Here is a 12,093-nt window from a genome sequence, read left to right as displayed (position 1 = left end):
ATGAAGCGGTTATTTTAAAATAACCGCTTTTTTCTAATAAATTTATAAAATAACTAACGGGCAATTTAGAAAATGTTAACTTGTGCAACATTTATGGATGCCGTATAATGAAAATCAGTAAATTCAATATGCGAATATAGTATATTATATTCGTGCTGATAAATGAAGTACAAGGAGCGAAGGAAATAAAATGAGCGATTTTGATAATAAAGGTTATGAGGAAGAAGTAAAAGCATTTTCTAATGAAGATCCCGAAGAAAATATGGAAAAGAATGATTCCGAAAAGGGAAATGACAGTGCTTTGGAGGAAATGAAATCCGAAGAGAAAAAGTCTGACGAGAAAAAGGAAAGCGAATATGAAGACGTCTGCTTCATCTGCCGCAGACCGGAGAGCAAGACGGGTAAGATGTTCAAATTGCCTAACAACATATCCGTATGCAACGACTGTATGCACAAGACTATGGATACGGTCAGCCAGTTCGATTATCAGGGCATGCTGAACAATACCAATCTAAACGGAGAATTGGACAAACTAAATAAAGGAAAAGGAATCCCTAACATCAGTTTTGTAAATCTGGCGGATCTGCAGGGAGACGGCGGCATTCCCAACAAGCAGAAGCTGAAAAAGAAGAAGCCAAGGGAAGTGGTAGAGCCGGTACTCGATATTAAAAACATTCCTGCGCCCCATAAAATAAAGGCGCAGCTAGACGAATATGTGGTAGGGCAGGAGAAGGCGAAGAAGATTATTTCCGTTGCGGTATACAATCATTACAAGCGCGTTTTTACGGGAATGATGGATGAAATAGAAATCGAGAAATCCAACATTCTTATGCTGGGGCCTACGGGAAGCGGCAAGACATACCTCGTTAAGACTTTAGCGAGACTTCTGGATGTGCCGTTAGCGATAACAGACGCAACTTCGCTTACGGAAGCCGGTTATATCGGGGATGATATCGAAAGTGTAGTATCCAAGCTGCTTGCGGCGGCGGACAACGAGGTGGAGAGAGCCGAGCGAGGTATTATATTCATCGATGAGATCGATAAGATAGCCAAGAAGAAAAATACCACCTCCAGAGATGTCAGCGGAGAGTCGGTGCAGCAAGGAATGCTGAAGCTGCTGGAAGGAGCGGAGGTAGAGGTACCGGTAGGAGCTAACAGCAAGAACGCTATGGTTCCCCTTACTACGATGAATACCAAGAATATTCTGTTCATTTGCGGAGGCGCTTTCCCCGATTTGGAGGAGATCATAAAGCAGCGCCTGAACAAAAGAACCTCTATCGGATATACAGCGGAGCTTAAGGATAAATACGACAAGGACAAGAATATTTTGAGCAAGGTAACGGTGGAGGATATCAAGAAATTCGGAATGATTCCCGAATTCATCGGACGTCTGCCTATTATATGCACCTTGGAAGGTTTGTCCAAGGAGATGCTCGTTAAAATCCTTAAAGAGCCCAAAAATGCCATTCTCAAGCAGTATCAAAAGCTGCTGGAGCTGGATGAGGTCAAACTGGAATTCGACGAGGGAGCTTTGGAGGCGATTGCAGAAAAGGCGATGGAAAAGGATACAGGAGCCAGAGCACTTCGTGCCATTATCGAGGACTTCATGTTAGACATCATGTATGAGATTCCCAAAGACGACAATATCGGGCGGGTAACGATTACAAGGGAATATATAGAAAGTACCGGAGGGCCGATTATCGATATCCGCAGCAATTCTCTGGAGCTGCCGGATAATCTTAACGTAATTGAGCAGTAGGTCATATAATAGTAAAAAATGAAGAGTAAATATATATGGCCTGCAGAGAACAGATGCTGTCTAATGATTATATGGAAATCCTGTTGGATTATACATCGCCTTATATAGATGAAATCTATCCCGAACATTGCATAGAATTAATCGATGATGAGTTCGCTGTAGTTCTTGTGAACAGAAGCCTGCTCCCGCCTATCAGTATATCTACCTTTACCTATACCGCAATTCCGAAACTGTACGGACTTATGCAGGAGAACGCTACTCCGGAGCAAAGTAATTTTGACCCCCTGAGTTTAATCCGAACGGGAATTCTGCAAGTACAGCGCCCGCCCCTGTCCCTGACCGGAAGAGGCGTGATTATCGGCTTTATTGATACCGGAATACAATATGATCTGCAGGTGTTCCGCAGAGAAGACGGCACTTCCAGGATTCTGGCGATATGGGATCAGACGATTCAGGACGGCATTCCGCCCGAGGGTTTTTCCTACGGCACGCTGTATACCAATGAGCAGATAAACGAAGCGCTGCAAAGCGACGATCCGCTTTCCATAGTACCCACCACAGATACAATAGGGCATGGAAGCGCAGTGGCCAGTGTGGCGGCGGGGAGCAGTATCAATTTCGGACTTACTTTCCTGGGTGCAGCGCCGGATGCGGATATTGTAGTAGTAAAGTGCAGGGAGGCGAAGCAATACCTGCGCGATTATTATTTTATACCGGAGGGAGTTCCTGCCTATTCCGGAACAGACATCGCGATGGCGGTGAAGTACTTGGACAGCTTCGGCATTGCAGGAATCCGGCCGGTGGTAATGTGCATTGGCATGGGCTCGAATATGGGCGATCATGCGGGGAATTCTCTTTTACCCAGATACCTGAGCCGCATAGCGGAAAAAAGAAGCCGCGTGGTCGTTGTGTGCGGCGGCAACGAGGGCAATGCGGAGCATCATTATGGAAGCTCTATTACCATGAGCTCACGACTGGTGACGGAAGTAGTGGAAGTACGCGTGGACGCTCAGGAAACCGGGTTTGTGATGGAACTGTGGGGCAGCCCCCCCAATTTGTTCAGCGTGGCGATCCGCTCACCGGGCGGAGAGGTAATTCCGGCTATCGATTTCAGGAGCAGAACGACGCGAAGTTTTTCTTTTATATATGAAAGAACTAAGGTAACAGTAGATCATATCCTGGTGGAGCAGGTAGCGGGGGAGGAAGTGGTAGTATTCCGTTTTGAAGATCCCACACCGGGGGTATGGACTTTTAATATTGTCATAGAAGGAGACAGCGATTACTCGGACATTAATATGTGGCTTCCGATTACACAGTTTTTAAATGGAAATACTCAGTTCCTTCGTTCAACACCTTATACGACGCTCACGGAGCCATCCTTGGGAAATAATGTGATCACACCATCCACTTATGACGACAGCAACGACAGCTTTTATATAAACTCGGGAAGAGGGTTTGCCAGGGGCAGGGAAGCTAAGCCTGATTTTGCGGCACCCGGAGTCAACGTCTCCACGGTGTTTGGAGACCGGACCGGATCCAGCATGTCGGCAGCCATTACTGCGGGCGCTTCTGCGCAGTTCATGCAGTGGGCGGTAGTGGAGGGGAATGAGCCGTTGGTTCAGTCTCCCCAGTTGAAGACATATTTCATGAGAGGAGCGAGAAGGGATATGGAGGTTCTTTATCCCAGCCGTTCGTGGGGATACGGACAGTTGGATATCGAGCGTACCTTTAGGATCATCGCCGGAACAGTAGGAGGATAAAATTTGAATTATATCGGGATAACAGCAGCAATCTTTGGCGCGGACTTCTTTATAAAAAATCATATGGAGAAGACCCTCGAGGAGGGGAAAGAGGTAGAGAAGGCGAAGGGTTTTGTGCGGCTTCGCAAGCATCATAATAAAGGAGCTTTTCTTAATGCAGGTCAGGAAAAAAGGCCGGTGGTAGCGTTCGTTTCACTGGCACTCACCTTAATTCTTACCGTGTTCTTTATTATGACGCTTGGAACGAAAGGGAATACCGCTCTGAAGATGGGATTGTCCCTTTTGCTGGGAGGAGCTTTCAGCAATACGTATGATAGGTTGAAGCGTGGATATGTGGTGGATTATCTGAGCTTTCATGTGAGATGGAAATGGTTCAGCAATATTATTTTTAACATATCGGATTTTTGCATTATCATAGGAGCCTTTGTTACAGCGCTGTCTATGGGAAATGATAAAAATACTTAAAAGCCTGGCAATGTGAAGATGGGAAAATTTTCACATTGCCGTTTTTTAATTCTACCCTCTATCCGAATCAAATCTATTTGCACTTTTTCGATATTTGGATGGAGTAATTCCCATCTGTTTTTTGAACTGACGGTAGAAGTGTACTTCGTTTGTATAACCACAGACTTCTGCAATCTGTTCCAGTGTCAGATCGGTGGTTGTCATGATATACTTGGCATAGTCAATGCGCAGCCGTATGAGGTCTTGCTGAAAAGATATACCGAACAAATCGCGATACAAATGTTGAAAATACGATTCGCTTACCCCCATTTTATGAGCATGTTTGTGGATATTGTGGTTTTCCGAGGCAGTATGCTGCAGTTCCAGACGCAATAGCTGTAATTGTTCCTGAAAGTGATTGAAAGGTTTTAAGCTGTCTTTATTACTGTGCGCTGCGGTCAGATGATTGATGAGAACAGTGAACACGGCCTCCGCGTTCTGATTGGAAAAGGCAGGATGACCATAAGACTTCTCCCATAGAATCTGACGAATAAAAGATGTAAACATTTCCGTATTCCCAATCGGGAAAGGCTCATTGGTGGGAAGGCCGTGCTTCTGGAAAAAAGAGGTGTCGTCCAAATTGAAATGCAGCCAGTCATCCATGTATTCCCCTTTTGAATTCCCATAGAAATAAGGCGTGTGAGGAGCAAGAATAAGAGCATGGCCGGGTAAGACATCATGATGCCTGTCGTTTATCTGGAATTCTCCGGAGGTTCTGACGATCAGTATAACATAATTGGTCAGACCTTCCGGACGTGACATCCTATAACTGCTGGGGTGCCTTGTGCCGCAGCCTCCTTTGATTATCTCCATCGAAATATCTCCTTAGTATAGCAGGATTAGTTAGTTTTTTTGTATTATAGGCAATTATGTATATGCTGTCAATAGTGTAGTATTACATTAGTGAAAGCAGTTAGGAGGTATTGGGAATGAATGAGAAGCTTTGGGCAGAGGAAGTGTCCGATAGGATAAAGCAGAAAATGTCGGTTGTGGCGGAAAGAAATCGCCATAAGATACCATATACTACGGAAAAGGGTATCTATGATGATTGGACGGCAAAAAATATCTGCTGGTGGACGAATGGATTCTGGGGAGGAATGATGTGGCAGCTTTATTGTGCAACAGGTGCGGATATATATAAAGATGCTGCAGAAGAAAATGAAAAAAAACTGGATATTAATCTGATGACAGCGGAGGGAATGGATCACGACAATGGATTCAAATGGCTGACTACCGCAGTGGCTGATTATCGTATAACAGGAAGCGGAGAAGCAAGAAACAGAGGGTTATTGGCAGCGGATAACCTGGCAGGAAGATTTAATCCGTCAGGAAGATTCATACGGGCATGGAATGATGGAGGAGATGGCAGTAAGGCAGGATGGGCGATTATCGATTGTATGATGAATTTGCCGATATTATATTGGGCGTATGAGGAGCTGGGCGATCCCCGCTATCTTCATATAGCCAGAAGCCATGCGGATATGACGATGGAGCATTTTGTAAGGCAGGATGGTTCGGTGAAGCATATCGTAGAGTTCGATCCTTTGACAGGAGAATATAAAAAAAGCTATGCAGGGCAAGGATATAAAGAAGGCTCTTCATGGACCAGAGGACAGGCATGGGGAATCTATGGATTTACGTTGAGCTATCTCCATACAAAAGATAAAAAATATGTGGAGTGTGCAAGAAAGATCGCGGACTATTTTGTTTCCAATATTCCGGAATCCCGGTTGGTCCCTGTGGATTTCAGACAGCCGGCAGACTGTATGCTGGAGGATTCTTCTGCGGCAGCTATAGCGGCTTGTGGTATGCTGGAACTCGCCAGGGCCGTGGGCGAAGCAGACGGAGCGCGTTATCATGAAGCAGCAGTGGATATGCTGAGAGCTCTGACGGAAAAAAGATGTAATTGGACGCAGGAGTGTGATAATATTGTAGAGAAATGTACAGCAGCTTTTCATGATGAGAATCATGAATTCTCTATTATTTACGGAGATTACTTCTTAATAGAAGCTATTTGGAAGCTGACAGGTGAAGAACTGTTTATCTGGTAGGATGAGGAGGAAGAGAAAATGGTATTTTGTCCGCATACATTGGATTATGAGTTGAGTCCCTATACGGGTCTGACCAGAGAAAGCTGGATCGAAGCAGGAGAGTATCTTCTGACTGGGATATTCAGGAACATAAAATCCTTCGATGCTCCGGTTATCATGCCGAGAAAAGAAACGAAGATTACCTACCCCCATATGAATGCGTCTTTGGAACTTCAGGAAACAGAACGAAGAGCAGAAATCTTTGAAGGTTTGGCAAGAAGCTTTTTCATAGCGGCGCCGCTTATTCATAATCAGCCGGATTTACAAGTCGGCGGATACAGTATGAGAGAGTACTATAAGAGTCAGGTGCTTCGCGCCTGCTCCAAATGGGATGAAATTTACGTCGGTGACTATGAGACGCTGCAGGAGGCTACCGGCTATGCGGATTCTTTCCGTGCATTCCAGCAGACGGTAGAGACGTGTGCATTGGTAATCTGTCTGTGGGTATGCAAGGGAGAAATATGGGACACCTATACAACGCAGGAGCGAGACATCATAGCTGCATTTTTGCGAAGCTTTGCTCATGCCAATACCGTCCCCCAGAATTGGCGGTTGTTTAATATGCTTGATATGGCTTTTCTTCATATGGAGGGCTATGAAATAGATAAAGAAATTATGCTGGATCATGCACAGGCCATATTGAATTATTATGCCGGGGATGGATGGTATAGGGATGGGCACTCTTTTGATTATTATTCCTGCTGGGCTTTTAACGTATATGCGCCTATATGGAATTTGTGGTATGGATATGAGCATGAACCGTATATCGCCAGATGTTTTGAAGAGAATTCTAATCAATTGATGAAGACTTATGGAGATTTCTTCGATGAAGATGGACATACAAATATGTGGGGAAGGAGCAATATATATAGAAATGCTGCTACCAGCGCTTTTGACGGCAATTTTTTTCTGAAAAATTCAAAGGCAGACCCGGGGCTTGCAAGGAGGATTTCTTCCGGTTCATTGATGCAGTTTCTCTCCAGAGAAGACTTTATGTATGAAGGAGTTCCTACGCTGGGATTCTATGGACAGTTCTCGCCTCTTGTACAGGGATATTCGTGTGCAGAGTCTCCTTTTTGGCTGGGAAAGGCATTTCTATGCCTGCATCTGCCTCCCGAGCATCCGTTTTGGACGGCGAAGGAGAACAACGGAAGCTGGGAGAAGCTTCCGGAAAAAGAAGTAAAGGAGACAGTGCTGTCCGGCCCGGCTCTTTGCTTTTCCAATCATAAGGCAAACGGGGAGACCATACTGCGTACGGGCAAGGTGGTAAAAGATAGAGGAGACGTCCATGGTATGTGGAATTATTCCAAGCTGACTTTCAACACGAAATACCCATGGGAATCCACCCCGATATTTGATAGGGGCTCTGAAAATATAAATGTTGGTGAGGTAGAGGCGCAGCAGTATGTATTGAAAGATGTTGCAACGGGGGAATTGCAGAGGTGCAATGTTACTTTTTGGAGTGGGGAAAAAGAAGGTATTCTTTATCGCAGGCAGTTCTTTGATTATAATCTGTCAACGGAATCTATGTGGATACAGGCGGTGAATCTGGCGGATTTTCCTGTGTCTTATGGGATCATGAGGGTGGATAAGCTGCGTCTGTTCAGGCGTCCGGTAATGCTGACGCTGGGAGCATACGGATTCCCGGATAATGGTACGGAGATTATAGAGAAGGAAGAAGGAAAAGCAAAGGCAATGATTTTGAAGGGAAGAGACTTCACCGGAATAGAAAGGCAGCTTGCCATGACCATTTATGACGGCTGGGACAAGCTGCAATATGTGAAGAGCGCCGGTACTAATCCTGATTCTAAGAAGTCTGTAATAATTTATGCAGTTACCGAACGAAAGAAACAGTACGGCGGATATGAACCATATGTGATGATTTCCCAGGTGATCACCAAAGAAGATCACGAGGACTTTACGGATATAGAACTGTTCCCTATTGCGTCGGTGGAATATGAGGACAGAGAGTCGGCCGGAGCTTATGGAACGATCCGCATACGGATGAAAGATGGAAGAAATAAAGCGGTGAATTTCGAAGGGATGGAAGCGCAGCTGCTTTTGTAGTTTTTATATTGTTTCGGGCAAATTTATTCGTCTGGAAAGATTGAATGAATAAGGGGGACTTTCGTCCCCCTATTTTTCTTTGTTTTTTCTTTTTCTGACGCAGTCTGCGAGCAGATATTCAATTTGTCCGTTGATGGAACGGAAGTCATCCTCCGCCCAGGCGGCCAATTCATTCCATAAGCCGGGAGAGAGCCTTAGAAGCACTTGCTTTTTAGCCTTCTCCTTTTCCTTGATAGCCTTTTCGCCCTTTAGGATGGCGGCTTCCATTTCCTGAATATTTTGAAGCCTCGCCTTGAGGGCTTCTTCTTTTTGAGTCAATTTATCGTCCATAAGCGATACCTGCTAGTAAATGGTGCCCGTATTTACGATGGGCTGCGCATCTTTGTTGCCGCAGAGGATAACGAGAAGATTGCTTACCATTGCGGCCTTGCGCTCTTCATCGAGAACTATGATTTCTTCCTCACCGAGCTGGTCGATGGCCATTTTAACCATACTGACAGCACCCTCTACAATTTTCTGGCGTGCTGCGATAATCGCTACCGCCTGCTGCCTTTGCAGCATCGCTGCCGCGATTTCTTCGGAATAGGATAAGTGTGTGATGCGCACTTCCTTAATTTCGAGTCCGGCTTCCAGTACTCGTTCCTGTAATTCCCGCTTCATACAGTCCGCTATTTCCTGACTGCTGCCCCGTAAGGTCTTTTCATCCGCATCCTCCTCCATCGTATCGTAAGGATAGAGTCTGGCAATATTGCGGATGGTGGAATCGCATTGAATGGATAAAAAGGATTTGTAATTGTCCACGCTGAAAACGGCTTTGGTAGGGTCTGTTACCCGCCAGATAACGATAGCACCGATGATGATGGGATTGCCTAAGACGTCGTTTACCTTCTGACGCTCATTGTTCAGCGTCATGGTCTTGGTGGATATTTTCTTCGTACGTACAGGAGCAGCAGTTGTTTCTGTCGTCCCGGACAAGGTGTTAAGATTAACGGAGGCACTGGCGGATGAGCTTGCCGGATTGAAGCCGGCAGCAAAAGGATTCGTGTAATAGAAGCCTTCTGTTTTAATCGTGCCGTAATATTTACCGAATAAGGTCATAACGAAAGCCTCGTTGGGATTTATGACATGAAAGCCTGCCAGCATAATGCAAAGGGCCGTAAAGAGCAGGATGCCCAATGTCAGCGCGAAGCCGCCAAGTCCCGGCTCTGACTTGGAGAGCAGGATGCTGCCGGCTACAATGACGAGCACGGAAGCTGCAAAGCCGCATAGGATCAGTAAAAGGGCTGCAAAGCCGCTTTTTGGAACAATTTCTTTTTCTTCAATCATGTGAATACTGTCGTTGTTTTTCTGCATATTCATAATGAATCCTCCAAAGTAGTTATTAATATGATATCAATTTGATATCATTATAATAATATTAAATGGAGGATTTGTCAAGAGGGTAAATTACTGCCGTCAATTGACAAGATGTTGCCTTTCTCCGACCATTGTGACCTTGTCGATCAATGGTGTGCACAAAAAAAGAACACAGTATGCACTGCGTTCTTTGCTATTCAGTAATCGACATCGCGAGGTGTTTTTTGTGTATTGGTTATCGCAATGAAGACTATGGGTTCATTGTGATAACTGTTCCGCCCTTACCCTTTACCGCATCAGCAACATTGTCCAGCGAAGCGATGAGGACGCTGCCCTTAGGACAAGCCTTTAAATAAGCAATTGCAGCTTCGATCTTGGGAAGCATATTACCTTCACCGAATTGCTTTTCTTCTATATATTTCTGAGCCTCCGTTATGGAAAGGGTACTTAGTGCTTCCTGATCTTCTTTTCCATAGTTCTTATAGATGCAGGGAACTCCGGTAAGAATAATGAGCTGGTCGGCGTTTAAATCCTCAGCGAGCTTTCCTGCGATGGAGTCCTTCTCGATAACTGCGGATGCGCCTTGCAGAGCGTGATTCTGCTCAATAACAGGAATTCCGCCGCCGCCGCAGGCGATGACTACCTGTCCGGCTTCCGCCAGAAGGCGGATGGCCTCGATTTCGACAATATCGATAGGTTTAGGTGCGGCAACGACTCTTCGGAAGCCCTGTCCGGCTTCCTCCACCACGTAATTTCCTTTTTCAAGTTCGGCCTCCGCCTCCTCCGCGGACATATTGCGTCCGATAAGCTTGGTGGGCTCATAGAAAGCCTCGTCGTAGGGATCTACTGTTACCTGTGTCAAAATGGTGCTGACTGTCTTGGGTATGCCGCGGCTTAAAAGCTCCGCACGCAGAGAGTTCTGGATGTCGAAGCCCACATAGCCCTGACTCATCGCCGAGCAGACGCACATAGGGGCCGGAGTATAGTCGGTATATACGCGGCGAAGCTCCGTCATCGCCTTGTGAATCATGCTTACCTGCGGTCCGTTGCTGTGGGTGATAGTGAGTTGATAATCTTCCTCTACCAAATCCGCCAATGCTTTTGCCGTTATCTTTACGGCATCCCACTGCTGCAATGTCGTATAGCCCAATGCCTGATGACCAAGAGATACCACCACTTTTTTCTTCATAATATAATAACCATGCCTTTCTTCTTAGCCTGCAAACTTTTGTCTGAGGGCGTAATATTTGCAAGTGAAATTAATTTCATTTCACTTTTATAACCATGTTCCTTTTAATATGGGGCGTTTAGAACGGTGCAACGAGTTCTCAGACATCCCCTGATACCTTTGTTAAAATATAAGAAAATTATATCAAAATGCCGGGTATTGGACAACCACAATTTGTTATAATATGAAAGATAAAAGTATTTGGAAGTAAAAATAAAAAAATAATTAAAATAGTAGTTGACAGATCACAGTCAGCGTGGTAACATTCAATTCATAATAAACCTACTGAGTTAGTATGAAATAGATAAAGAAAATGAAAGGAGATAGAAAGAAATGGCAAATATTAAGAACAGCGCAACGGAACTGATTGGAGGAACTCCCTTATTGAACGTGAAGAACTTCGCTAAGGCGACGGGAGTAGAGAATGCGACACTGCTGGCGAAGCTGGAGTACTTCAATCCGGCAGGCAGCGTAAAGGACAGAATCGCACTTGCGATGATCGAGGATGCGGAGAAGGCTGGTAAGCTGAAGGAAGGCGCGACGATTATCGAGCCTACATCGGGCAATACGGGAATCGGTCTTGCATCTGTTGCGGCGGCGAGAGGCTATCGTGCGATTTTAACGCTTCCCGATACCATGAGCGTGGAGAGAAGAAACTTGTTAAAGGCATACGGAGCGGAATTGGTGCTGACAGAAGGCGCGAAGGGAATGAAGGGTGCTATCGCCAAAGCGGAAGAGCTTAGGGATACCATACCCGGAGCAGTTATTCTCGGACAGTTCGATAATCCGGCTAACCCGGCAGTTCACGAAGCTACCACGGGACCGGAGATATGGCAGGACACCGACGGCGAGGTGGATATCTTTATTTCAGGTGTAGGAACGGGCGGAACGATCACCGGTGCCGGAAAATATTTGAAGTCCAAGAAGGCAGATGTGAAGATTATCGCAGTAGAGCCGGAAGCATCTCCTGTACTTTCCGGAGGCAAGCCGGGACCTCACAAGATTCAAGGTATCGGCGCAGGGTTCGTACCCGCAGTACTGGATACACAAATTTATGACGAAATCATTCCTGTAAAGAATGAAGACGCTTTTGCAGCAGGAAAAGCGATTGCGGTAAAAGAAGGAATCCTGGTAGGAATTTCCTCCGGCGCAGTGCTCCATGCAGCAGTTGAAGTAGCAAAGAGACCTGAGAATGCAGGAAAGACAATAGTTATCCTTCTTCCTGATTCAGGAGACCGTTACCTTTCCACACCTTTGTTCACAGAAGAATGAAGGAAAGTTTCTTTATATTATTTATGTAAAGAACGTTAATTCAAACATAAGAAAAGC

General features: G+C 45.5%; 10 protein-coding genes. 6 read left to right on the top strand and 4 right to left on the bottom strand.

Annotated elements, in window-relative coordinates; all coding sequences use genetic code 11:
* Positions 1 to 190 precede the first annotated feature (190 nt).
* From clpX to lspA, 3 genes are read left to right on the top strand one after another with little or no spacing between them, the layout of a single operon-like run.
* Positions 191 to 1,759 (top strand): ATP-dependent Clp protease ATP-binding subunit ClpX, encoded by a 1,569-nt coding sequence (clpX, locus tag V6984_RS18160; RefSeq protein WP_425324220.1) that lies wholly within the window; start codon positions 191 to 193, stop codon positions 1,757 to 1,759.
* Between the two features lie 35 nt (positions 1,760 to 1,794).
* Complete coding sequence (locus tag V6984_RS18155; protein ID WP_342757010.1) at positions 1,795 to 3,519, top strand: S8 family peptidase; 1,725 nt, start codon at positions 1,795 to 1,797, stop codon at positions 3,517 to 3,519.
* Between the two features lie 3 nt (positions 3,520 to 3,522).
* Positions 3,523 to 3,984: a signal peptidase II gene (gene lspA / locus V6984_RS18150; RefSeq protein ID WP_342757009.1), complete on the top strand. Its 462-nt coding sequence runs from the start codon at positions 3,523 to 3,525 to the stop codon at positions 3,982 to 3,984.
* 51 nt (positions 3,985 to 4,035) lie between these two features.
* On the opposite strand, the gene V6984_RS18145 is transcribed toward lspA, so the two are convergent.
* Positions 4,036 to 4,836: an AraC family transcriptional regulator gene (locus V6984_RS18145; protein WP_342757008.1), complete on the bottom strand. Its 801-nt coding sequence runs from the start codon at positions 4,834 to 4,836 to the stop codon at positions 4,036 to 4,038.
* Positions 4,837 to 4,952: 116 nt separating this feature from the next.
* Between V6984_RS18145 and V6984_RS18140 the strand changes: the two genes are divergently transcribed.
* Both V6984_RS18140 and V6984_RS18135 read left to right on the top strand, forming a co-directional pair.
* Positions 4,953 to 6,074, top strand: coding sequence for a glycoside hydrolase family 88 protein (locus tag V6984_RS18140; protein ID WP_342757007.1), 1,122 nt, complete (start codon positions 4,953 to 4,955; stop codon positions 6,072 to 6,074).
* Between the two features lie 18 nt (positions 6,075 to 6,092).
* Positions 6,093 to 8,180 (top strand): DUF2264 domain-containing protein, encoded by a 2,088-nt coding sequence (locus V6984_RS18135; protein WP_342757006.1) that lies wholly within the window; start codon positions 6,093 to 6,095, stop codon positions 8,178 to 8,180.
* A 69-nt stretch (positions 8,181 to 8,249) separates the two neighbouring features.
* On the opposite strand, the gene V6984_RS18130 is transcribed toward V6984_RS18135, so the two are convergent.
* The 3 genes from V6984_RS18130 to arcC form a co-directional block, all read right to left on the bottom strand.
* Positions 8,250 to 8,447, bottom strand: coding sequence for an Arc family DNA-binding protein (locus V6984_RS18130; protein WP_342760048.1), 198 nt, complete (start codon positions 8,445 to 8,447; stop codon positions 8,250 to 8,252).
* Between the two features lie 75 nt (positions 8,448 to 8,522).
* Positions 8,523 to 9,539, bottom strand: coding sequence for an SPFH domain-containing protein (locus V6984_RS18125; RefSeq protein ID WP_342757005.1), 1,017 nt, complete (start codon positions 9,537 to 9,539; stop codon positions 8,523 to 8,525).
* Positions 9,540 to 9,786: 247 nt separating this feature from the next.
* The gene (gene arcC / locus V6984_RS18120; protein WP_425324219.1) at positions 9,787 to 10,725 is read right to left on the bottom strand and encodes a carbamate kinase; all 939 of its coding nucleotides are present in this window, start codon (positions 10,723 to 10,725) and stop codon (positions 9,787 to 9,789) included.
* A 372-nt stretch (positions 10,726 to 11,097) separates the two neighbouring features.
* Here arcC and cysK point away from each other — a divergent pair, with 372 nt between their 5' ends.
* Positions 11,098 to 12,036 (top strand): cysteine synthase A, encoded by a 939-nt coding sequence (cysK, locus tag V6984_RS18115; protein ID WP_342757004.1) that lies wholly within the window; start codon positions 11,098 to 11,100, stop codon positions 12,034 to 12,036.
* Positions 12,037 to 12,093 lie beyond the last annotated feature (57 nt).

The organism is Kineothrix sp. IPX-CK (assembly GCF_039134705.1).
Lineage (GTDB): Bacteria > Bacillota > Clostridia > Lachnospirales > Lachnospiraceae > Kineothrix > Kineothrix sedimenti.
This window is presented reverse-complemented; position numbering and strand designations above follow the sequence as displayed.